We start from the raw sequence: 21,949 nt of genomic DNA, 5'->3' as shown, positions 1-21,949 counted from the left end.
TATTTTGAAGAGCATTATGTCCAAGAATTACGGTCCAGAATACGTTCGTGCCATCGCCCCTTACCAGGCCGGCAAGCCGATTGCGGAAGTGGCGCGCGAGTTCGGTCTCGATGAGGCCAACATCGTCAAGCTGGCGTCCAACGAGAATCCGTTCGGCGTGCCGGAATCGGCCAAGCAGGCCATGGTGGTGGCAGCGGCGGACCTGGGCCGTTATCCGGACGCCAATGGCTTCGACCTGAAGGCAGCGCTGTCCAAGCGCTACGACGTGCCGGCCGACTGGATCACGCTGGGCAACGGCAGCAACGACATCCTGGAAATCGCCGCCCACGCCTTCGTGGAGCGGGGCCAGTCGGTGGTCTACTCGCAGTATTCGTTCGCCGTCTACGCGCTGGCCACCCAGGGCGTGGGCGCGCGCCACATCGTGGTGCCGGCCAAGGCCCACGGCCACGACCTGCCGGCCATGCTGGCCGCCATCGAGGCCGACACCCGCCTGGTGTTCATCGCCAACCCGAACAATCCGACCGGCACCTTCATCCCGGCCGCCGAGATCGAAGCCTTCCTGGCCAAGGTGCCGGCCCACGTGGTGGTGGTGCTGGACGAGGCCTACAACGAATTCCTGGCGCCGCAAGACCAGTTCGAGTCGGCCGAGTGGGTCAAGAAGTATCCCAACCTGCTGGTCTCGCGCACCTTCTCCAAGGCCTACGGCCTGGCCGGCCTGCGCGTCGGTTTCGCCATCGCCCAGCCGGCGCTGACGGACCTGATGAACCGCATCCGCCAGCCGTTCAACGTCAACTCCATGGCGCAGGCCGCGGCCATCGCCGCCCTCAACGACAAGGAATTCCTGGCCAAGGGCGCGGCCAACAACGCCGCCGGCTACCAGCAGTTCGTGGAAGCGTTCGAGAAGCTGGGCCTGGAATACGTGCCTTCATACGGCAACTTCGTGCTGGTCAAGGTCGGCAACGACGCCGGCGCCGGCGCCCGCGTCAACCTGGCCTTGCTCAAGCAGGGCGTGATCGTGCGTCCGGTGGGCAATTACGGCCTGCCCGAGTGGCTGCGCATCTCGATCGGCCTGCCGCAGGAAAACGCGGTGCTGATCGCGGCGCTGACCAAGGCCCTGGCTGGATGACGCCGTGCTGAATAAAATCGTCATCTTCGGGGTCGGCCTGATCGGCGGCTCCTTCGCGCGCGCGCTCAAACAGGCCGGCGCCGTGCGCACCGTGGTGGGCATGGGACGTTCGGCCGCGTCGCTGGCGCGGGCGCGGGAACTGGGCATCATCGACGTGGTGGGCGGCGACATGGCCGAGGCCATGCAGGGCGCCGACCTGGTGCTGCTGGCCGCACCCGTGGCGCAGACCGAAGCCATCCTGGCCGCGCTGGCGCCGCACCTGCAGCCGGGCACCGTGGTGACCGACGCCGGCAGCACCAAGTCCGACGTGGTGGCCGCCGCGCGCCGCGCGCTGGGCGCCAAGGTGGCCCAGTTCGTGCCGGGCCACCCGATCGCCGGGCGCGAGACCAACGGCCCGGACGCGGCCATCGTCGACCTCTACATCGGCAAGAAAACCGTGCTCACGCCGCTGGACGAAAACACGTCCGGCGACGTGGCGCGGGTGGCGTCGGCCTGGCAGGCCTGCGGCGCCATCATCCACCGGCTCACGCCGGAACAACACGACAAGGTGTTTGCCGCCGTCAGCCATTTGCCGCACTTGCTGGCGTATGCGCTGGTGGACGACATCGCCAACAAACCGCATGCGGATTTACTGTTCCAATATGCTGCCAGCGGCTTCCGCGATTTCACAAGGATCGCCGGTTCGTCGCCTGAAATGTGGCGCGACATCAGCCTGGCCAACCAGGCCGCGCTGCTGACCGAGCTTGACGCCTACATGGCGCAACTGACGGCGCTGCGTGCGCGCCTGGCCGCCGCCGACGGCGCGGCCATCGAGGCGGTCTACGCCAACGCGCAGCGCGCCCGCCGCCAGTGGATAGAAGCGATAGAGACGGCGGAAACGCCGCAACCGAAAGACAGCGCAGAATAGAAGGATAGAAACGGCATGACCCAGCAAACCCCAACCCCGCATCACATCGACCTGCAGCCGGTGGCCCATGCCCAAGGCGTGGTGCGCCTGCCCGGCTCGAAGAGCATTTCCAACCGCATCCTGCTGCTGGCCGCACTGGCCCGGGGCGAAACCCGGGTGGTCGACCTGCTGGCCTCGGACGACACGGCCGTGATGCTGGACTCCCTGCTCAAGCTGGGCGTGCAGTGGCGCGAGGAAGCGCAGACGGACGGCCACACGGTGCACATCGTGCCCGGCGCCGGCGGCAGCTTCCCCAACGCTTCGGCCGACCTGTTCATGGGTAACGCCGGCACCGCCATCCGCCCGCTGACGGCGGCGCTGGCCGTGATCGGCGGCGACTACACGCTGCACGGCGTGCCGCGCATGCACGAGCGTCCCATCGGCGACCTGGTGGACGCGCTCAACGCGGCCGGCACCGCCATCACCTGCACCGGCAACCCCGGCTACCCGCCACTGCACATCGGCCGCGGCAAGATCCACGCCGAGCGCCTGTCCGTGCGCGGCAACGTCTCCAGCCAGTTCCTGACGGCGCTGCTGATGGTGGCACCGCTGATGGCAAGCGAGCATGCCATCTCGATCGACGTGGTGGGTGAGCTGATCTCCAAGCCGTATATCGAAATCACGCTCAACCTGATGCGCCGCTTCGGCGTGACGGTGGAGCAGGACGGTTGGTCCTCGTTCACCGTGCAGCCGGGGCAGCAATACCAGAGCCCCGGCGTGATCCATGTGGAAGGCGACGCCTCGTCGGCCTCCTACTTCCTGGCGGCCGGCGCCATTGCTGGCGGCCCGGTGCGGGTCGAAGGCGTGGGGCGCGACAGCATCCAGGGTGACGTGCGTTTTGTCGCCGCGCTGGAGCAGATGGGCGCCACCATCACGATGGGCGACAACTGGATCGAAGCGCGCTCGAACGGCGTGCTGAAGGCCATTGACGCCGACTTCAACCACATCCCCGACGCGGCCATGACGATCGCCATTGCCGCCCTGTACGCGGACGGCACCAGCACGCTGCGCAACATCGCCAGCTGGCGCGTGAAGGAAACGGACCGCATCGCCGCCATGGCGACCGAGCTGCGCAAGGTAGGCGCCGTGGTGGAAGAGGGCGCCGACTATCTGCGGGTGACGCCGCCGGCCGCGATCGCCGCAGCCACCATCGACACCTATGACGACCACCGGATGGCGATGTGCTTCTCGCTGGCGTCGCTGGACGGCGCCGCGCGCAAGGGCAACGTGATGCGCATCAACGACCCCAAGTGCGTGGCCAAGACCTTCCCCGAATATTTCGCCGCCTTCGCCGCCATTGCGGCCAAGTAACTAGCAGCGCAAAAATGGGGACGTACCCCATTTTCCCCAGAAAAGGGGCAGAAAAGGGGTACGTCCCCATTTTTTTTGATGTCCCTGGTTCTTATTACTACAGATTGCCTATGACCACTAGCCATATTCCAGTTATCGCCATCGACGGCCCTACCGCATCCGGCAAGGGTACCGTCGCGCATCGGGTTGCCGATAAGCTCGGCTTCTATTACCTGGATTCAGGCGCCCTGTATCGCTTGACGGCGCTGTCGGCCTTGCGCCGCGGCACTTCCCTCACCGACGAGCACGCCCTGGCCAAGCTGGCCGAGCACTTGCAGTGCAGCTTTTCCGGCGGCGACATCATCCTGGCCCAGGAAAACGTGACGGACGCCATCCGCGCCGAGGAGGTGGGCAACACGGCCTCGAAAATCGCGGCCCTGCCGGCCGTGCGCCAGGCACTGTTCGGCCTGCAGCTGGGATTTCGCAAGACGCCGGGCCTGGTGGCCGACGGGCGCGACATGGGCACGGTGATCTTCCCCCACGCCCCGCTCAAGGTGTTTTTGACGGCCAGTGTGGCGGCGCGCGCCGAGCGCCGATATAAGCAATTGATTGAGAAGGGAATTTCTGCTAATATGGAAGACCTTCTGATGGATTTGCAAGCGCGCGACGACCGGGATACGCACCGGGCCATCGCCCCGCTGGTGCCCGCAGAGGGCGCCCATGTGCTCGATACCTCGCAGATCACGGCCGACCAGGCCGTCGAGCAGGTGCTCAAGTGGTATGCGGCGGAGGTGAAATAATTGCAATATTTGTTGTAAAGCAGCGCGTTGTCGTCGGCGCTGTTGATGGTGCCTGGAGCCGGCCTGTGCCGGCTGCGGGTGTGTCAAAACCCTAACCCAGTTTAAGTCGCATCGTGCGATCTCTGCTGGCTAACCTAGTGTGAACCCTATGTCTACTGCTACCACCGGTATGGAAAGTTTTGCAGCGCTCTTCGAAGAGTCGCTGTCCCGTCAAGATATGCGCTCCGGCGAAGTGATCTCCGCTGAAGTCGTGCGTCTGGACCACAACTTCGTGATCGTAAACGCTGGTCTGAAATCGGAAGCTTTCATCCCTGTTGAAGAATTCAAGAATGACCACGGCGAACTGGAAGTCAAAGTTGGCGACTTCGTTTCCGTGGCCATCGAATCGCTGGAAAATGGTTTCGGCGATACCATCCTGTCGCGCGACAAGGCCAAGCGCCTGGCATCGTGGCTGGCCCTGGAAAAAGCCATGGAATCGGGCGAGATCGTCGTCGGCACCGTCAATGGCAAGGTCAAGGGCGGCCTGACCGTGCTGACCAACGGCATCCGTGCCTTCCTGCCAGGTTCGCTGGTCGACACCCGTCCCGTCAAGGACACCACCCCGTTCGAAGGCAAGACCCTGGAATTCAAGGTCATCAAGCTGGACCGCAAGCGTAACAACGTGGTTCTGTCCCGCCGCGCCGTCATCGAAGCTTCGATGGGCGAAGAGCGTCAGAAACTGATGGAAACGCTGAAAGAAGGCACGGTTGTGACCGGCGTCGTGAAGAACATCACCGACTACGGCGCGTTCGTGGACCTGGGCGGCATCGACGGCCTGCTGCACATCACCGACCTGGCATGGCGTCGTGTGCGTCACCCATCGGAAGTGCTGACCGTGGGCCAGGAAATCACCGCCAAGGTCCTGAAGTACGATCAGGAAAAGAACCGCGTGTCCCTGGGCGTGAAGCAACTGGGCGACGATCCTTGGACCGGTCTGTCCCGTCGTTACCCACAAGGCACCCGTCTGTTCGGCAAAGTCACCAACCTGACCGACTACGGCGCGTTCGTGGAAGTGGAACAGGGCATCGAAGGTCTGGTGCACGTGTCCGAGATGGACTGGACCAACAAGAACGTTGCTCCTAACAAAGTTGTCCAGCTGGGCGACGAAGTTGAAGTGATGGTTCTGGAAATCGACGAAGAGCGTCGCCGTATTTCGCTGGGCATGAAGCAGTGCAAGGCGAATCCATGGGATGACTTCGGCGTGACCCACAAGAAGGGCGACAAGGTCCGTGGCGCCATCAAGTCGATCACCGACTTCGGCGTGTTCATCGGCCTGGCTGGCAACATCGACGGCCTGGTGCACCTGTCCGACCTGTCGTGGACCGAGTCCGGCGAAGAAGCCGTGCGTCGCTTCAAGAAGGGCGACGAGCTGGAAGCCATCGTTCTGGCCATCGACGTCGAGCGCGAGCGCGTGTCCCTGGGCGTGAAGCAGCTGGAAGGCGACCCGTTCAACAACTTCGCCGCCATGAACGACAAGGGTTCGCTGGTGACCGGTACCGTTAAGTCGGTTGAGCCTAAAGGCGCCGTGATCCAACTGTCCGAAGAAGTCGAAGGCTACCTGCGCGCTTCCGAAATCTCCCGCGATCGCGTGGAAGATGCCGGTACGCACCTGAAGGTCGGCGATTCCGTCGAAGCCCTGGTCATCAACATCGACCGCAAGGCCCGCAGCATCCAACTGTCGATCAAAGCGAAAGACAGCGCGGAAACCGCGGAAGCCATGCAGAAGATGGCCGCTACCGACAACAACGCAGCTTCGGGCACCACCAGCCTGGGCGCGCTGCTGAAGGCCAAGTTCGACAACAAGAACTAAGAATTCTGTAGATGACCAAGTCCGAGTTGATCAACCGCCTGGCTGAGCGCTATTCTCAGCTGGTGGCCAAAGATGCGGAATACGCCGTCAAGACCATCCTCGACGCGATGACCACCGCCCTGGCGAGTGGCCAGCGCATCGAGATCCGCGGTTTTGGCAGCTTTGCCCTCAACAGCCGGCCACCGCGCATAGGACGCAATCCCAAGTCGGGCGACAAGGTGATGGTGCCCGAAAAACGGGTGCCCCACTTCAAGCCGGGCAAGCAGTTGCGCGAGCGGGTCGACGCGATGGTCGGGCAACCGATCATCGAGGACTGAAGCGTCTGAAGGATTCGATGTAAAAAAGCGGCGTCCCTGGATGCCGCTTTTTTTATCCACTTTGTCGTAATCGGTTTCTAGTGCCATACTGGCGCTCTTTGAAATCCGGAACAGGAACCAGGCTAATGAAATTCATATCCACGATCATTGGATTCGTTCTTTTCGTCTTGTTTTTTGGTTTTGCCCTGAAAAATACCCAGGAAGTCGATCTGCACTTCTTCCTCAATTATGAGTTGCGCGGCCCCCTGGTCCTGATGCTGCTCGGCTTCTTCGTGGCCGGCGCCGTCCTTGGCGTGCTGGCGCTCACCCCCACCGTATTCCGCCACCGGCGCGAGACGAACAAACATAAGACCACCATCGCGACGCTGCAAACGACGACGCAGCAGGCTACCATCCAGCCGCAGCCCGACAGCGTCAACACCCAGCAGTGATGCCGTCCGCATCGCGCACCGACCAACGATCACACAACAACACGCATGGAATTTGAACTCTGGTGGTTACTGGGCATTCCCGTCTTCTTCGGACTGGGCTGGATCGCCGCGCGGGTCGACATCCGCCAACTGGTGTCGGAGTCGCGCAGCCTGCCGCGCGGCTATTTCAAGGGCCTGAACTTCCTGCTCAACGAGCAGCCCGACAAGGCCATCGACGCCTTCATCGAAATCGTCAAGCTGGACCCGGAAACGGCCGACATGCACTTCGCCCTGGGCAACCTGTTCCGCCGCCGCGGCGAGACCGAGCGTGCCATCCGGGTGCACCAGAACCTGCTGTCGCGGCCCGATCTGCCGCAGGAGCAGCAGGTGCACGCCCAGTATGAACTGGGCATGGATTACCTGAAGGCCGGCCTGCTGGACCGCGCCGAGGAAACCTTCAACCAGCTGCTCGACTCGCAGTACGCGGTGCAGGCGCGGCGCGCGCTGCTGGAGATCTTCCAGCGCGAGAAGGAGTGGCCGCGCGCCATCGAGGCGGCGCTGGGCCTGCAGGAAGCGGGCGCCGGTTCGCGCCAGAAGGAAATCGCCCAGTTCTATTGCGAGCTGGCGCAGGACGCGCTGGTGCACATGCACCCGGAAGACGCGCTGCCGCTGCTGGAGCAATCGCTGCAGGCCGACCGCACCAACGTGCGCGCCACGCTCTTGATCGGCGACGCCCAGCTGGCGCAGGGCGACGTCGAAGGCGCGCTGCTGACCTGGCGCCGCGTGGAGCAGCAAAGCGTGCCGCACGTGGCCCTGGTGGCGCAGCGCCTGATGGACGGCTACACCAAGGTGGGCCGGCCGCAGGAAGGCGTCAACCTGCTCAAGTCCTACCTGGAACAGGCATCGTCGATCGACCTGATCGAAGTGGTGTTCAAGGCCGTGATCGAACTCGATGGGGTGGACGCGGCCAAGCAGCTGGTGAGCGCGGAACTGCGCCGCACGCCGACCTTGCTGGGCCTGGACAAGCTGCTCGAGGCGCGCCTGATGGATGCGCCGGCCGCGCTGTGGTCGGAACTGTCGATGGTGAAGAACCTGGTGCACGGCTACACCCAGAAGCTGGCCCGCTACCAATGCAGCCATTGCGGCTTCAAGGCGCGCCAGTTCTACTGGCAGTGCCCCGGTTGCAGCCGCTGGGAAACCTACCCGCCGCGCCGCACCGAAGAACTGAATGTGATGAATTAACGGGATCGCCGCTCCGCCGCAGCGATGGCGGGGCCGGGCCCAATTTTAAGTAGGCGGAAACACATATGAAAATCACGATTATCGGCACCGGCTATGTCGGCCTGGTCACTGGCGCCTGCCTGGCGGAGCTGGGCAACGACGTCTTCTGCCTCGACGTCGACGAAAAGAAGATCGCCATGTTGAACAACGGCGGCATCCCCATCCACGAGCCGGGCCTGGAAGAAGTGGTGGCGCGCAACCGCGCCGCCGGCCGCCTGCAGTTCTCGACCGACGTCGCCGCCTCCGTGGCCCACGGCACGCTGCAGTTCATCGCCGTCGGCACCCCGCCCGACGAAGACGGCTCGGCCGACCTGCAGTACGTGCTGGCCGCGGCCCGCAACATCGGCAAGTACATGAGCGACTACAAGGTCGTGATCGACAAGTCCACCGTGCCGGTCGGCACGGCCGACCGCGTCAAGGCCGCCGTGCAGGCGGAACTGGATGCGCGCGGCGCCGCCGCCGCGTTCTCGGTCGTCTCCAATCCCGAGTTCCTGAAAGAGGGCGCGGCGGTGGAAGACTTCATGCGTCCGGACCGCATCGTGATCGGCTGCGACAGCACGCCCGAAGGCGAGCGCGCCCACGGCCTGATGAAGAAGCTCTACACGCCGTTCAACCGCAACCACGAGCGCACCTTCTGGATGGACGTGCGCTCGGCCGAATTCACCAAGTACGCCGCCAACGCCATGCTGGCCACCCGCATCTCGTTCATGAACGAACTGGCCAACCTGGCCGATGAAGTGGGCGCCGACATCGAGGCCGTGCGCCATGGCATCGGCTCCGACCCCCGCATCGGCCACAGCTTCCTGTACGCCGGCGCCGGCTACGGCGGTTCCTGCTTCCCGAAAGACGTGCAGGCGCTGGAACGCACGGCGCGCCAGTACGACCAGGACCTGCTGATCCTGCGCGCGGTGGAAGCGGTCAACGACAAGCAGAAGCTGGTGCTGGGCAAGAAGGTCAACGCCCGCTTCGGCGACGACTTGAGCGGCAAGCATTTCGCCGTCTGGGGCCTGGCCTTCAAGCCCAACACGGACGACATGCGCGAAGCGCCGGCCCGCGTGCTGCTGCGCCAGCTGCTCGACAGCGGCGCCACGGTGGCCGTGTACGATCCGGTGGCGATGGACGAGGCGCGCCGCGTGCTGGCACTGGACTTCGATGCGGCCGAGCTGGCCCGCATCCGCTTCGCCACCAGCCCGATGGATACGCTGACGGCCGCCGACGCGCTGGTCATCGTCACCGAATGGAAGGCGTTCCGCAGCCCGGACTTCGATCGCATCAAGGCCAGCCTGAAGAACGCCGTCATCTTTGACGGGCGCAACCTGTTCGAGCCGGAAGTGATGGCCGAAGCGGGCTTCGAGTACCACGGCATCGGCCGTTCCATCCACACCCGCGTGTAAGAGGCCGCCGTGAGTACGAGTGTAGCGACCTACAAGGCGCCGGCGCTGGACCAGGTGCGTATCCTGGTGGTGGGCGACGTGATGCTGGACCGTTACTGGTTCGGTGACGTCAGCCGCATTTCGCCGGAGGCGCCGGTGCCCATCGTGCGCATCGAGAAACGCGAAGCGCGCCTGGGCGGCGCCGCCAACGTGGCGCGCAACGCCGCCGCGCTGGGTGCCCATGCCGGCCTGCTGGGCGTGGTGGGCGCCGACGAAGCGGGCGCGGAAGTGGAGCAGATGCTGCAGGACGGCGGCATCCGCAGCTACCTCAAGCGCGACGAAGCCATTTCCACCATCATCAAGCTGCGCGTGATCGGCCGCCAGCAGCAGATGGTGCGCATCGACTTCGAGGAACCGCCGACGGACGCCATCCTGCGCGACAAGCTGGTGCAGTTCCAGACCCTGCTGCCGGACTATGACGTGATCGTGCTGTCGGATTACGCCAAGGGCAGCCTGGTGAACGTGGCCGACATGATCGCCGCCGCGCGCGCGGCCGGCAAGGTGGTGATGGTCGACCCCAAGGGCGACGACTTTACGCGCTACGCGGGTGCCACCGTGCTCACGCCCAACAAATCGGAAATGCGCCGCATCGTCGGCAGCTGGAACAGCGAAGAGCAGTTGACGGCCAAGGCGCAGCAGATGCGCAGCGAACTGAAACTGGACGCGCTGTTGCTGACCCGCTCGGAAGAGGGCATGACGCTCTACACGGAACACGAGCGCTTCCACATGCCGGCCGCGGCACGTGAAGTGTTCGACGTCTCCGGCGCCGGCGACACGGTGATCGCCACCATGGCCGCCATGCTGGGCGCGGGTGCAGGTTGGCAGCAGGCGGTGGAGACGGCCAACCGGGCCGGCGGCATCGTCGTGGGCAAGCTGGGCACGGCCACCGTCACGCGCGAAGAGCTGTTCGGCTAAGCGCCACCCGCTGCGAAAACCGGGGACGTAACACGGTTATTCGGGGCTAGCCTCGAAAATGGGGTACGTCCCCATTTTCATCGAAATGGGGACGTACCCCATTTACGACACGGTTTCAAAAAAAATGGGGACGTAACCGTCGTCGGCCGGCTTTGCGCCAGGTCATAGGAATCTTGTCATTTTGCTGTCAACCGGGGGCCGGGCGGGCCGTTATAGGGACTCGGGGCACGTTTGCGGCCCTGTTTCCTTACTAACTTTGGAGATGACGACATGTTCAAGAAACTACTGCTGGCAGTTGCTACCCTGATTGCAACGATGAGCTTTGCGTTTGCGCAGGTCGAGGTCAACAAGGCCGACGCGGCGGCGCTCGATTCCGTCAAGGGCATCGGCCCGGCCAAGTCCAAGGCCATCATTGAAGAACGCAGCAAGGGCGGCGATTTCAAGGATTGGGCCGACCTGGAAAAACGCGTCAAGGGTATCGGTGAAAAGAATGCCGTCAAGCTGTCCGAGGCGGGCCTGCAAGTGAACGGCAAGGCCAAGGAAGGCGCGCCCGCCAAGCCGATGGCCGCCAGCGCCAAGTCGGCACCGATGGCCAGCGCCAAGTCCATGCCCGCTTCGGGCTCGGCCAAGACGTCGGCCGAGGCCAAGGCCAAGTAATTCCCTGCGCACGGCACTGCGCAAGACCCCGCCGGCGCGAGCTCGCGGGGTTTTTTTATCACCATGACTCCAGCCCGGTACTTCGCCGGACTGCGCCAAGACTCGATACAGCAGGTTCATCAATAGCTGGCGTGCTAAGCGCTGGAGAACTATACCCGTTTCGGGTATAGTTTAGAGGTCAAGATGACACGCATCCTCAAGCGGAAGGACTTTGCACGGTGGCAAGTAAGTGAGAGGCTGCCTGATGCCGCCTTGTGCATAGCGGTTCGGGAAATGGAAAGCGGTCTGATTGACGCTGACTTGGGGGCTTCCTCTACAAGAAGCGGGTTGCCCGCTCCGGAGGCGGCAAGAGTGGCGGCTACCGCACGCTGCTGGCGGCCCGGATTGCTAGCCGTTACGTGTTCCTGTATGGGTTCTCCAAGAGCGACAAGGCGAGCATCACGCAGGCGGAGAAGAAGGCGCTGCAATTTGCCGGCAAGGTGTTTCTGGAATTGTCCGGCGAGGCTTTGCAGAAGGCGCTGCAATCGGGCGTGTTATTGGAGGTGCATTGTGAGCAAGATCATTGAATCGCTGCGTGGCGACTTGGCTGCGCTCCGCGAAGCGGGAGCGATCAGCAAGGTGACGATGCGTGAGTTCGACGCGATCTGCCCGCCGCCGGTGCGGGAGTTTAGCGCCACCGACATCAAGCGCCTACGTGAAACCTTGAAGTTCAGCCAGCCGGTGTTCGCGCTTCATTTGCACACGTCTGCCTCGACCGTGCGCAAGTGGGAGCAAGGCGACACCTGTCCCACGGGGCCGGCACTCAAACTGCTTAACGTCATCGCCGACAAGGGCCTGCAGGCCATCATCTAACGCTTGACGCCGGAGACCGGCATTTGGCCCGCCATGAGGAAATGCGCGACGGCGGACATTTTTTACTTTAGGTGGCAACTCTTATTGTTTTCCATGAGAACATGACGCGGTCCCGTCACCGGAGTGTTCAAATGACTTTTCGCATTGTCAGCCCTTCCAGGATATTGCTGCTGAGTGCCGTCGTGGCCGGCGCCGCCAGCGCCGCGCCCGAGCCGGACCTGCAGCGCCACCAGCCGCAGATCGACCAGATCGTCGGCCAGGTTTCCGCCCAGCGCATCGAAGGCTATATCCGCACGCTGGCCGGCTTCAAGACCCGCCACACCATGTCCGACACGGTGTCCGATACGGAGGGCATAGGCGCCGCGCGGCGCTGGATCAAGGCTGAACTGGAACGCTGCGGCGCGGCCGACGGCGGCCGTTTGCAGGTGGCGTTCGACAGCCACATCTCGCCCGTTTCGGCCCGCATCAGCCGGCCGACGGAAGTGGTCAACGTGGTGGCCACCTTGCCCGGCACCCAGGCGGCCTCCGTCGCGCGCATGTACGTGGTCAGCGGCCATTACGATACGCGCAACAGCGACATCATGGATGCCAGCGGTGCCGCGCCCGGCGCCAACGACGACGCTTCCGGCACGGCCGCCGTGATGGAAATGGCCTGCGTGATGGCGCGCTACCGTTTCGACGCCACGCTCGTCTTCATGACGGTGGCGGGCGAAGAGCAGGGACTGCTGGGCGCCACCCACTGGGCCGAGCAGGCCAGCGGGCACCGGCTCGATATCGCCGGCATGTTCACCAACGACATCATCGGCAGCGCGCACGACGAGCACGGCAAGCTCGACAACACGCAGGTACGCCTGTTCGCGGAAGGTTTGCCGGTGCAGAAGGAAAACAGTCCCGCCGTGCGTACGCTGGTGCAGACGGGCGGCGAGAACGACTCGCTGTCGCGCCAGCTGGCGCGGGCCGTGAAGGCGGCCGGCGAGCGCTATGTGCCCGGCTTCAAGGTCAACATCATCCAGCGGCGCGACCGCTATTTGCGCGGCGGCGACCATATGCCGTTCCTGGAACGGGGCTACGCGGCGCTGCGCTTCACGGAGCCGGCGGAAGACTTTTCGCACCAGCACCAGGACCTGCGTACGGAGAACGGCAAGGTCTATGGCGACCTGCCCCAGTTCGACGACTTCGATTATATCGCCAGGGTGGCGCGCGTGAACGCGGCGGCGCTCGCTTCGCTGGTGCTGGCGCCGGCCGCGCCGCATCAGGTGCAGGTGCGCACGGCGCAGCTGGAGAACGATACGGCATTGCTGTGGCAAGCGAACACCGAACCGGACCTGGCCGGCTACCGCGTGGTGTGGCGCGAAACGGGGGCGCCGGACTGGCAGGGCGCCCGGTTCGTCGGCAAGGTCACCGAATTCAGGCTGCCGCTGTCGAAGGACAATTATTACTTCGGCGTGCAGGCCGTCGACCAGGACGGCAACGTCAGCCCGGCCAGCTATCCCACGCCGCTGCGCTGATTCTTAGTGTGGTGTCGCACGCTTGTTGCCGCATAAAAATGCGCCTTTGCGCGCCATGCTGCGTTGCAAATCCTCGCGATAGCTCGCTATCGCTCCGGTTTGCGCCTAGCCTGGCGCGCAAACGCATCATTTTTATCAGCGGCCCCAAGCGTGCAACACCACACTAACCCTGCCGGTCCGCCGGCAGGTTGGCCAGGAACGCATGGATCTGCGCCACCACGGCCGCGCCTTCGCCCACGGCGGCCGCCACCCGCTTGGTGGAGCTGGCCCGCACGTCGCCGATGGCGAACACGCCCGGCACGCTCGTCTCCAGCGCCGCGCGCGCGGGCAGGTCGGGCGGGTAGATGCCTTGTTCGAAGTTGGCCCGGCACTGGGCGCGCGCCACGTCGAAGCCGGTGCGGATGAAGCCGTGCTCGTCCACTTCCACCCCGCAGTCGCCCAGCCAGTCCGTGTTGGGATCGGCGCCGATGAACAGGAACACGCGGCACACGTCGTAGTCCTTTTCCTCGCCGCTCAGGCGGTGCCGGATGCGCACTTGCTGCAAGCCATCCTCGTCGCCTTCCAGCGCCACGATTTCCGTATGCGTGTGCAGCACGATGTTGGGTGTGGCGGCGATCCGCTCGATCAGGTAGCTCGACATGGTAGCGGCCAGCCCTTCGCCGCGCACCAGCATGTGGACCTTGGATGCGTGGCCGGCCAGGAACACGGCCGCCTGGCCGGCCGAATTGCCGCCGCCCACGAGCACGATCTCTTCCGTCTTGCACAGCTTGGCCTCGATGGGCGAGGCCCAGTAGTACACGCCCCGGCCCTCGAACTGGCGCAGGTTGGCGAGCGACGGCCGGCGGTAGCGCGCGCCGCACGACAGCACCACCGTGCGCGCCAGCAGGCGCTGGCCGCTGCCGCACATTTCCACCTGCAGCGGATAGGTGTCGCAGATGAGCTTGCCGGCCGGGGCCGGGATGGCCACTTCCACGCCGAACTTCTGGGCCTGCACGTAGGCCCGTCCCGCCAGCGCCCGGCCCGACACACCGGTGGGGAAGCCCAGGTAGTTTTCGATGCGGGCGCTGGCCGCCGCCTGGCCGCCGTAGGCCCGCGTTTCCAGCGCCAGCACGGACAAGCCTTCCGACGCCGCATACACGGCCGTGGCCAGGCCGGCCGGTCCGGCGCCGACGACGATCACGTCCCACACCTTGTCGCTGCTCAGTTCGGGCAGCATGCCCAGGCAGCGGCCCAGGTCGACCACGGTGGGGTTCTTCTTGACCACGCCGTCCGGGCACACCACCAGCGGCCATTCCTCCGGCTGCGGATGGTAGTGCTCGGCCAGCGCGGCCGCCTGGGCATCCGTTTCGAGGTCGAGCACGGTATGGGGATGGCCGTTGGCGGCCAGGAAGCTTTGCAGCGCATGGACGCGGCCGTGGCCGCGCGGACCGACGATGACGGGGCCGCCGGAATTGACTTCGATCAGGCCCACCCGGCGCAGGATCAGGGCGCGCACGATGCGTTCGCCCAGTTCCGCTTCCGCGATCACCAGCGCGCGTAGCGCTTCGGACGGCACCACCAGCACTTCGACGGCGCCGATGGCCGTGCCGTTGCCCAGCGAGGGCCGGCCCGACAGTTGCGCCACTTCGCCGCTGAACTGGCCGGGGCCGTGTTCGGTGATGAGCGAAGTGTTGCCCAGGCCGTCGTAGCGGCTGACGGCGATGCGCCCGGCCAGCACCAGCATCAGCCCGAAGCTGGTGCGGCCGGCCTCGAAGACCCGCTCGCCGTCCGTGAAGTGGCGGATGTGGCCGAAGCGCTGCATGCGCTTGATGTCGGCCGCGCTGAGCACGGGGAAGATCTGGTGCCGGCGCGACTCCATGTCCAGCTTGCCGGTGGAGACGGGTTCATCCTGTGCGTTGTCGGGCGTGAAATCGGGCTGGTTGGCGGACATGGCGGTTCCGGAAAATGAGGGGGAATGAAATTGGGTTCAGTCTAGCGCAAGCGGCAAGCCCGCGCCAAAAACTTGCGGCGTGCCCAAGCTGCTACAATGCCTATCATATCAAAACAGCAATTGCCATATGCCCTTCGGTACCTCCGTCATTCCGCTCTCGCCAGCCACCTACGATGCCTTCTTTGCCTACCTGAACGATCAGCTGAAGGATAACGGCCAGGGCGGCACGCCCTTGTTCCAGCCCATGTCGCGCGTGCTGCCCACGCTGGCGCCCGAGCGCGCGGCCGCCTTCCGCCAGGCGCTGGAAACGCCGCTGGGGCAGCCGGGCTGGCGCCGGGCCTGGATCGCCGTCGGCCCGGAAGGCATCCGCGGCCACATCGACCTGCGGGCCCGGCCCGAACCGCATGCCCAGCACCGTTGCCTGCTGGGCATGGGCGTGCACCGCGGCTGGCGCGGGGCCGGGCTGGGGCGGCGCCTGGTGGGCATGGCCGTGCAGTGGGCCACGGCCCAGGACGGCCTGGACTGGATAGACCTGGAACTGTTGTCGGTCAACGCGCCGGCCCGCCGGCTTTATCTGGCCACCGGTTTTGTGCAGACGGGCGAACAGGCCGACATGTTCCGCATCGACGGCGAACAGCACGGCTACACCTTCATGTCGCGGCCCCTGCGCCCCTGAGAGGCGGAGGGCGGCAGGGCCGGAAATACGCGTAACGCCATCTCGGATTAAAATGCTTGTTTTAGTGAACTCAGGCTCAACACGATGGCTTACAAGACTCTGGCAGACACGATAGGCAACACGCCGCTGGTGCAGCTCACGCGGCTGCCCGGTGCGGACGCCGCCGCGCGCAACAACATCATTCTCGGCAAGCTCGAAGGCAACAATCCGGCCGGCTCCGTCAAGGACCGGGCCGCCATGTCCATGTTGCTGCACGCCGAGGAACGGGGCCAGGTCAAGCCGGGCGACACGCTGATCGAAGCGACCAGCGGCAACACGGGCATCGCGCTGGCCATGGCGGCTGCCTTGCGCGGCTACAAGATGCTGCTGCTGATGCCGGAAAACCTGAGCCTGGAACGGCGCCAGAGCATGGCCGCCTACGGCGCCCAGATCCTGCTCACGCCCAAGACGGGCGGCATGGAATACGCGCGCGACCTGGCCGAGCAGATGCAAAAGGATGGCAAGGGCGTCATCCTGGACCAGTTCGGCAACTTCGACAATTCGCGCGCCCACTACGAGGGCACGGGACCGGAAATCTGGCGCGACACGGCGGGACAGGTGACGCACTTCGTCAGCGCCATGGGCACCACCGGCACCATCATGGGCGTGTCGCAATACCTGAAGGAGCAGAATCCGGATGTGCGCATCGTGGGCGCGCAGCCGGAAGAGGGCTCGCAGATTCCCGGCATCCGCAAATGGCCGGAAGCGTACCTGCCGAAAATCTACGACAAGGCGCGGGTGGATCAGATCGAGTATGTGACGCAAGCCGCGGCTGAGCGCATGGCGCGCCGCCTGGCGGCGGAAGAAGGCATATTCTGCGGGATTTCGGCAGCGGGTGCCTGCGAGATCGCGTTGCGGATCTCTCAAACGGTGGAAAATGCCACCATCGTGTTCATCGTGTGCGACCGCGGTGACCGTTATTTGTCGACAGGCGTGTTCCCGGCCTGACGACAGCAACTCCTTCCCTCTCCCCCACGCGAGGGGAGGGACCGCTTACGGTTCCCGGGGCTGCGATCAGCCCTGGCCGCCCGATTCGCCTTCTTTAGGCTTGAACTGCTTGTCGCTGATGCGGAACTTGTTGCGGCGATCGCCCATCAAGTAGCGCAGGTCACGGATACTGAGGTCGCTCACCTCGTGCATGCGGATCAGCAGCGAAGCGCCGACCGGCAGACGGTGGTGACGAATCTTGCTGATCACTGGCGGCGCCACTTCCAGCGCGCGCGACAGGGCTGCGTCGTTCTTCAGACGCAGATTTTCGATCAGCGTATCCAGCAGACGGTTCGGGTTGTACTGCAGCAGATCATCGCCTTCCGAATCGTTGTTCATATCAATGCCGACTTGGTTTGTCATGATGTCGTTTGTTCCTTCTGAAAGTAGTCCTGCAAAGTAAAAAACACTCGGAGCTCGCTCTTGCTGCGTTAATGTTCATCCTTCACCAAGGAACGAATTCACACACGGACGGATTCCGGTATAACAAGTTTCATAATATATACACAATTGTACAACAGCGAGCATTCCAGTACTTAAAAGCAACAAAAAAAACCCATTGCTGTAAGTTATTGTTGTCCGGTTGCAACATTGTGTGAGAATTATACACCTTCTCCTGTGTTAAGCTGCCTGTGCCTCAATTCAATTGAATCGTTGAAGTTAATTATAAGGCAATTTCGCATAAGTTGCCGCACGATATTCAATTTCCGTGCGGCACATGCTACGTAGTTTCCGGGCGCCAACTATACAATACTGGCAGCAAGACCATAGTTCAACTGTCTTAACGGTTTCTTACATATTCCCGCCCCGCGACAGGCGCACGGCCCGTCCCAGTTCCACCACCGACATCGCATAGAAATAGCTGCGGTTATATTGCGTTATAGCAAAGAAATTGTTAGTTGCAAGCCAGTATTCCGTGGGATCGGCGCCATTCTGTAAATCCACCAGGCCAAAGTTCATGCCCGGCGGCAATGCTGATGTGGTGCTGATGCCGGCCGCCGTCAAGTCCTGGGCGGCAAATTTCGCCACCAGGCCCTGGTTGATCATGCCTTCCCACGCCCGGCTGGGCGACACCTCGGCCTGGTACACGAGCGGACCCGGGTCGTCGCGGCGCCAGCCGTGCGCCGTCAGGAAGGCGGCCACGCTGCCGATGGCATCGCTGCTCGAGCCGAGCAGGTCGACCTTGCCGTTGCCATCGAAATCGACGGCGTATTTGACGATGCTGCTGGGCATGAATTGCGGCATGCCGACGGCGCCCGCGTACGAGCCCCGCAGCGACAGCGGGTCGATGCCGTTCTGGCGCGCGAACAGCAGGGTCGCTTCCAGTTCGCCGCGGAAGAAGGCCATGCGCGCATCGCGCGCCGGCGCTTCCGGATAGGAGAAGGCCAGCGTGGTGAGCGCGTCCAGCACGCGGAAGCGGCCCGTGTTGCGGCCGTACACGGTTTCCACGCCGATGATGCCGACCAGGATTTCCGCCGGCACGCCGTACAGGGCTTCGGCCCGCGCCAGCGCTTCCTGGTTCTCGTTCCAGAACTGCACGCCGGCGTCGATGCGCAGCGGGTCGATGAACAGCTTGCTGTACGCCTGCCAGTTCTTGGGCTTGCCCGGCGGCGCCGGTTTGATCAGTTGCACGGCCGCGTCCACGTAGCGCACCTGGCCCATCAGCGTATCCAGCGCGTCGCGGTCGAAGCCGTCGCGCGCGGCCAGCTCGTCGAGGAAGGCGCGCACGTCCTTCCACTGGCCGAAGTTGACGAATTCGCCCACGTAATCGACGGGCGGCGGGCCTTTTTTCTTGACGGCCTTGGCCTTGCTGTGGCGCTGGCTGGGCGGCAGCTTGTAGCCGTAGGGGTCGACGGCGGCCTGGGCCAGCGGCGCGGCCGCCAGCAGCAGGGCCAGCATCCAGCGGGAGGGGGAGCGGGGGAAGGACATAGCGTTCATCGGCATCGTGGTAGCAGGGTTTGCAGCGTCCGCAGGGACGCCGCGCGTGTTGTGGGGTGGGCGCGGCCATAGCGCAACGCGCCATACAGCGCCAGGAATTCGTCCATGGCAGCGTGTTTTTCCGTGGCGGCCGGCATGTGCCGCAAGCGCGCCGCATAGGACTGCGGTCCCTCGTCCGGCCGGCGGGCAAAGCCGTGCCTGGCCTGCTGCCGGCAGAACGCCTGGTACAGTCGCTCCAGCCGGTCTTGCCGGCGCCACACACTGCGTTGCCGCAGCAGGGCGGCCAGGCCCGCCGCCAGCGCCAGGCCGGCCGCGCTGCGCCACTGGAACAGGGTTGCGCTTAATTCTTCAAGGAAACTTCGCTGCCTGTCTGGATTGTAATCCAGGACCCATTGATTCCAAGCATTATTCATCGCCGCCACGGAAAATCGCAAACGGGCCAGCCATGAAGTGGGGTCGTTCTGCAACGCCAGCAAGGGGCCGAGGCCGAACAGGCTGTTTTGCGGCAGGGCCCGCGCCAGGTTCTGTTCGATCCGGTCGGGGGCCACGGCGGCTGTGGGATCGACCCGGCGCCAGCCCTGGCCGTCCAGCCACACTTCGGCCCAGGCGTGGGCGTCGGACTGGCGCACCGTCACGTAGCCGTCCACCGGGTTGTATTCGCCGCCCTGGTAGCCCGTCACCACCCGCGCCGGCACTTGCATGGCGCGCATCAGCACCACGAAGGCGCCCGCGTAGTGTTCACAAAAGCCGGCCCGGGTGTCGAACAGGAACTGGTCGACGGCGTCGTGGCCCAGCAGGGGCGGCTGCAGCGTGTAGTAGAACTTCTCGTCGCGGAACAGCCTGAGCACGGCCCGCACGGAGTCGTCCGGCCGCGGCTGGCGCAGCGTGCGGGCCAGGGCCAGCGTACGCGGGTTGAAGCCGGCCGGCAGCGCCAGCCAGTGCGCCATGGCCGGCGGCGTTTCGTCGGCCTGGATGCGGTAGTCCAGGTGGGCGCTGGCGTCGTAGCGCAGCCGTTCGTTGATCGGCGTGGTGGCGAAGTATTCCACTTCCTCCGAACTGGTGGCCAGGTAGCCGGGCAGGTCCAGCTCCGGCTCCGTCAGTTCCAGCGCGAACAGCCAGCGTTTGCCGGTCGGCTCCAGCGTGACCTGGTGGCGCACGGCCGGACCGCGCGCCACCAGCTGCACCTCGTGCCGGGGCCCGCGCCGGCGCGGCACCCGGGTCCAGGTGCGGCCGTCGTAGTCGCCCAGCACGATGCCGCGCCAGTACAGCTGCGACTGGGCCGGTTGCGGGTCGATGAAGCGGACCCGGAACGCCACCTCGTCCGACATGGCCAGGCTGGAGACGTTACCGGGCGCCATGCTGTCGGACATGCCGCTGCGGCCCGCGCGCGCGTCGCCCGGCAAGCCCCACAGCGGGCCCTGGATGCGGGGGAAGGCGATAAACAGCAGCGCCGCCAGCGGCGCGGCCAGCAGCATGATGTGGCCGGCCGTGCGCAGGCGCCGGGCCAGCGGCGGCACCTGGCCCGTGTACTGGAACGTGAGCTGGGCCGTCAGCAGCACGGCCAGCGTGGCCAGCATGGACAGGGCCGTCAACATGGTCTGGCTGTAGAAGAAGGTCGTCAGCAGCAGGAACAGGCTGAGGAAGATGACAACGAACAGGTCGCGCCGGGCGTGCATTTCCAGCAGCTTGAAGGCCAGCAGCAGGGCCAGCATGGCCACCCCGGCGTCGCGCCCCAGCAGCGTGTGGAAGGAGTGGTAGACGCCCGCCATCGACAGCATGGACAGCGGCAGCAGCAGCCACAGGGGCGGCATGCGCTTGCCCAGCCAGGTGACGGTGGCGCGCCACAGCAGCGTGGCGCAGACGGCGGCGCTGGTCCACGGCGGCAGGTGGGCGAAGTGGGGCGCCAGCACCATCAGGGCGGCGGCCAGCAGCAGCAAGGTGTCGGCCTTGTCGCGCGGCAGGCGCTGGGCCAGGCGCTGCCAGCGGCTGGTGGCGGGCGTCATGGCCGCTGTCCCGTGCCAAACAGGGCCAGCGCCTGCAGGCAGGCGGCCCGGTGGGCGTCGCCCAGGGCCGGTTCGAACTGGTGCGGGCCCAGGCGGAAGGCGTAGGGCAGGGCGCGCCGTTCCGCTTCCAGCACCCAGCTGGTCAGGCGCGACAGTTTGTGCTCAAGCGCCATCGCCGGCGGCAGCTCGGCGAAATCGAGACACAGTTCGGCCACGGCGCCGCCGTCGAAATGCTTGGTCACCAGCTGGCCGCCCAGGGCCGGATCGTGGCGCGCGATCTGGCGCCAGGCCAGGTGGCGCATCGGGTCGCCCGCCTGGTAGCTGCGGATGCCGGCGAAATTGTCCAGCCCCACCTGGCCATGGCCCTCCTCGCTGGCCGCGCCCTGCATGGGCAGCGGCGGCGCATCGGCCTCCGGATAGGGGTAGACCAGGGCCCGCAGGTCCGGCTTCCAGTACGACCAGGCGCGGAACAGGCCCAGCGGATAGCGCGTGAGCAGGCGGATGCGGGGCGCGTCCAGCCAGCCCCGTTCCGCCGTGGCGCACGACAGCACGGCCAGCGCGCTGCCGCCGGCGGACACGTCGGCCACGTGGCGCGGTTCGCCGTCCTGCTGGAAGCCGAGCCAGACGGCGTAACGGTCGGCCCGGCCCGGGTTGTGCAGCTGCAGTTCGAAACGGGCTTCCTCGCCCGCGAACACGGGCTGCACCCGGCCCGGCGCCAGCCGCAGGCCGGCCAGGTTTTTGGCCGTCAGGACCATGTCGGCCACGGCGCAGGCGCCGGCGAAAAAGGTGAGGGCGAAGCCCAGCCCCAGGTTGTAGTTGAGGGCGCCGATCAGCATCACCAGCAGCAGGCCGGTGAACGCCAGTCCCGGCGCGGCCGGCACGATGAAGACGCGCCGCATCACCAGTACCACCGTGCCCGGCTCGCGCTCGCGCAGCTGGAACAGCCACTGGTCGGCCATCGTGCGGTACCACCGGCGCGGCGCGGCGAACAT

20 protein-coding genes and 1 pseudogene are annotated in these 21,949 nt (G+C 65.2%); 16 read left to right on the top strand and 5 right to left on the bottom strand.

From position 1 onward, the window contains the following. Nucleotides 1-16: 16 nt before the first annotated feature. From hisC to AC3WOS_RS20685, 14 genes and pseudogenes are all read left to right on the top strand, one after another. Nucleotides 17-1,126 carry a histidinol-phosphate transaminase gene (gene hisC / locus AC3WOS_RS20750; protein WP_492718138.1) on the top strand — a complete coding sequence of 370 codons (1,110 nt, stop codon included), beginning with the start codon at nt 17-19 and terminating at the stop codon, nt 1,124-1,126. 4 nt (nt 1,127-1,130) lie between these two features. After that, complete coding sequence (locus AC3WOS_RS20745; protein ID WP_492718136.1) at nt 1,131-2,033, top strand: prephenate dehydrogenase; 903 nt, start codon at nt 1,131-1,133, stop codon at nt 2,031-2,033. Nucleotides 2,034-2,048: 15 nt separating this feature from the next. Further along, nucleotides 2,049-3,383 (top strand): 3-phosphoshikimate 1-carboxyvinyltransferase, encoded by a 1,335-nt coding sequence (gene aroA / locus AC3WOS_RS20740; protein WP_492718135.1) that lies wholly within the window; start codon nt 2,049-2,051, stop codon nt 3,381-3,383. A 110-nt stretch (nt 3,384-3,493) separates the two neighbouring features. Next, on the top strand, nt 3,494-4,162 hold the full coding sequence (gene cmk / locus AC3WOS_RS20735; RefSeq protein ID WP_492718134.1) for a (d)CMP kinase: 669 nt from the start codon (nt 3,494-3,496) through the stop codon (nt 4,160-4,162). Nucleotides 4,163-4,331: 169 nt separating this feature from the next. Next, complete coding sequence (rpsA, locus tag AC3WOS_RS20730; RefSeq protein ID WP_492718153.1) at nt 4,332-6,011, top strand: 30S ribosomal protein S1; 1,680 nt, start codon at nt 4,332-4,334, stop codon at nt 6,009-6,011. A gap of 11 nt (nt 6,012-6,022) precedes the next feature. Beyond that, nucleotides 6,023-6,328 (top strand): integration host factor subunit beta, encoded by a 306-nt coding sequence (locus AC3WOS_RS20725; protein ID WP_107141261.1) that lies wholly within the window; start codon nt 6,023-6,025, stop codon nt 6,326-6,328. 125 nt (nt 6,329-6,453) lie between these two features. Further along, entirely contained in the window at nt 6,454-6,759 is a 306-nt protein-coding gene (locus AC3WOS_RS20720; RefSeq protein ID WP_492718132.1) for a LapA family protein, read from the top strand. Between the two features lie 45 nt (nt 6,760-6,804). Then, nucleotides 6,805-7,980, top strand: coding sequence for a lipopolysaccharide assembly protein LapB (gene lapB, locus AC3WOS_RS20715; protein WP_492718131.1), 1,176 nt, complete (start codon nt 6,805-6,807; stop codon nt 7,978-7,980). Between the two features lie 65 nt (nt 7,981-8,045). After that, nucleotides 8,046-9,413 (top strand): UDP-glucose dehydrogenase family protein, encoded by a 1,368-nt coding sequence (locus AC3WOS_RS20710; protein WP_492718130.1) that lies wholly within the window; start codon nt 8,046-8,048, stop codon nt 9,411-9,413. A gap of 9 nt (nt 9,414-9,422) precedes the next feature. Continuing rightward, a complete protein-coding gene (gene rfaE1 / locus AC3WOS_RS20705) occupies nt 9,423-10,367 on the top strand; it encodes a D-glycero-beta-D-manno-heptose-7-phosphate kinase (protein ID WP_492718128.1) in 945 nt (314 codons plus the stop codon). A 270-nt stretch (nt 10,368-10,637) separates the two neighbouring features. Further along, nucleotides 10,638-11,024, top strand: a complete 387-nt coding sequence (locus AC3WOS_RS20700; protein WP_492718126.1) for a ComEA family DNA-binding protein — start codon at nt 10,638-10,640, stop codon at nt 11,022-11,024. Between the two features lie 183 nt (nt 11,025-11,207). After that, nucleotides 11,208-11,590, top strand: a pseudogene (locus tag AC3WOS_RS20695) (type II toxin-antitoxin system RelE/ParE family toxin). Next, nucleotides 11,574-11,876, top strand: coding sequence for a helix-turn-helix domain-containing protein (locus tag AC3WOS_RS20690; RefSeq protein WP_492718124.1), 303 nt, complete (start codon nt 11,574-11,576; stop codon nt 11,874-11,876). Before AC3WOS_RS20695 ends, AC3WOS_RS20690 begins: the two are co-directional and overlap by 17 nt. A gap of 131 nt (nt 11,877-12,007) precedes the next feature. After that, nucleotides 12,008-13,384 carry a M28 family peptidase gene (locus AC3WOS_RS20685; RefSeq protein ID WP_492718123.1) on the top strand — a complete coding sequence of 459 codons (1,377 nt, stop codon included), beginning with the start codon at nt 12,008-12,010 and terminating at the stop codon, nt 13,382-13,384. A 163-nt stretch (nt 13,385-13,547) separates the two neighbouring features. Here AC3WOS_RS20685 and AC3WOS_RS20680 read toward each other — a convergent pair whose 3' ends face one another. After that, nucleotides 13,548-15,314, bottom strand: a complete 1,767-nt coding sequence (locus tag AC3WOS_RS20680; RefSeq protein ID WP_492718121.1) for an FAD-dependent oxidoreductase — start codon at nt 15,312-15,314, stop codon at nt 13,548-13,550. A gap of 127 nt (nt 15,315-15,441) precedes the next feature. Between AC3WOS_RS20680 and AC3WOS_RS20675 the strand changes: the two genes are divergently transcribed. Both AC3WOS_RS20675 and cysM read left to right on the top strand, forming a co-directional pair. Beyond that, nucleotides 15,442-15,990, top strand: coding sequence for a GNAT family N-acetyltransferase (locus tag AC3WOS_RS20675; protein WP_492718119.1), 549 nt, complete (start codon nt 15,442-15,444; stop codon nt 15,988-15,990). A gap of 84 nt (nt 15,991-16,074) precedes the next feature. Beyond that, on the top strand, nt 16,075-16,977 hold the full coding sequence (gene cysM / locus AC3WOS_RS20670; RefSeq protein ID WP_492718118.1) for a cysteine synthase CysM: 903 nt from the start codon (nt 16,075-16,077) through the stop codon (nt 16,975-16,977). A 66-nt stretch (nt 16,978-17,043) separates the two neighbouring features. Here cysM and AC3WOS_RS20665 read toward each other — a convergent pair whose 3' ends face one another. From AC3WOS_RS20665 to AC3WOS_RS20650, 4 genes are all read right to left on the bottom strand, one after another. Next, a complete protein-coding gene (locus tag AC3WOS_RS20665) occupies nt 17,044-17,379 on the bottom strand; it encodes a hypothetical protein (protein WP_492718116.1) in 336 nt (111 codons plus the stop codon). Between the two features lie 429 nt (nt 17,380-17,808). Continuing rightward, nucleotides 17,809-18,960: a lytic murein transglycosylase B gene (gene mltB / locus AC3WOS_RS20660; RefSeq protein WP_492718114.1), complete on the bottom strand. Its 1,152-nt coding sequence runs from the start codon at nt 18,958-18,960 to the stop codon at nt 17,809-17,811. Continuing rightward, nucleotides 18,951-20,957, bottom strand: a complete 2,007-nt coding sequence (locus AC3WOS_RS20655) for a transglutaminase TgpA family protein (RefSeq protein WP_492718113.1) — start codon at nt 20,955-20,957, stop codon at nt 18,951-18,953. The genes mltB and AC3WOS_RS20655 overlap by 10 nt, the downstream gene beginning before the upstream one ends. After that, nucleotides 20,954-21,949: a DUF58 domain-containing protein gene (locus AC3WOS_RS20650; protein ID WP_492718112.1), complete on the bottom strand. Its 996-nt coding sequence runs from the start codon at nt 21,947-21,949 to the stop codon at nt 20,954-20,956. Before AC3WOS_RS20650 ends, AC3WOS_RS20655 begins: the two co-directional genes overlap by 4 nt.

This window comes from Rugamonas sp. FW305-51 (genome assembly GCF_058786935.1).
Note: the sequence above shows the minus strand (reverse complement) of the source record. Positions and strands in the feature narration are given on the sequence as shown.

Bases quoted from the DNA above. Each gene is read 5' to 3' on its own strand.
- hisC (WP_492718138.1), top strand. From the start codon at position 17: ATGTCCAAGAATTACGGTCCAGAATACGTTCGTGCCATCGCCCCTTAC.
- aroA (WP_492718135.1), top strand. From the start codon at position 2,049: ATGACCCAGCAAACCCCAACCCCGCATCACATCGACCTGCAGCCGGTG.
- cmk (WP_492718134.1), top strand. From the start codon at position 3,494: ATGACCACTAGCCATATTCCAGTTATCGCCATCGACGGCCCTACCGCA.
- rpsA (WP_492718153.1), top strand. From the start codon at position 4,332: ATGGAAAGTTTTGCAGCGCTCTTCGAAGAGTCGCTGTCCCGTCAAGAT.
- AC3WOS_RS20725 (WP_107141261.1), top strand. From the start codon at position 6,023: ATGACCAAGTCCGAGTTGATCAACCGCCTGGCTGAGCGCTATTCTCAG.
- AC3WOS_RS20720 (WP_492718132.1), top strand. From the start codon at position 6,454: ATGAAATTCATATCCACGATCATTGGATTCGTTCTTTTCGTCTTGTTT.
- lapB (WP_492718131.1), top strand. From the start codon at position 6,805: ATGGAATTTGAACTCTGGTGGTTACTGGGCATTCCCGTCTTCTTCGGA.
- AC3WOS_RS20710 (WP_492718130.1), top strand. From the start codon at position 8,046: ATGAAAATCACGATTATCGGCACCGGCTATGTCGGCCTGGTCACTGGC.
- AC3WOS_RS20700 (WP_492718126.1), top strand. From the start codon at position 10,638: ATGTTCAAGAAACTACTGCTGGCAGTTGCTACCCTGATTGCAACGATG.
- AC3WOS_RS20685 (WP_492718123.1), top strand. From the start codon at position 12,008: ATGACTTTTCGCATTGTCAGCCCTTCCAGGATATTGCTGCTGAGTGCC.
- AC3WOS_RS20680 (WP_492718121.1), bottom strand. From the start codon at position 15,314: ATGTCCGCCAACCAGCCCGATTTCACGCCCGACAACGCACAGGATGAA.
- AC3WOS_RS20675 (WP_492718119.1), top strand. From the start codon at position 15,442: ATGCCCTTCGGTACCTCCGTCATTCCGCTCTCGCCAGCCACCTACGAT.
- cysM (WP_492718118.1), top strand. From the start codon at position 16,075: ATGGCTTACAAGACTCTGGCAGACACGATAGGCAACACGCCGCTGGTG.
- AC3WOS_RS20665 (WP_492718116.1), bottom strand. From the start codon at position 17,379: ATGACAAACCAAGTCGGCATTGATATGAACAACGATTCGGAAGGCGAT.
- mltB (WP_492718114.1), bottom strand. From the start codon at position 18,960: ATGCCGATGAACGCTATGTCCTTCCCCCGCTCCCCCTCCCGCTGGATG.
- AC3WOS_RS20655 (WP_492718113.1), bottom strand. From the start codon at position 20,957: ATGACGCCCGCCACCAGCCGCTGGCAGCGCCTGGCCCAGCGCCTGCCG.
- AC3WOS_RS20650 (WP_492718112.1), bottom strand. From the start codon at position 21,949: ATGTTCGCCGCGCCGCGCCGGTGGTACCGCACGATGGCCGACCAGTGG.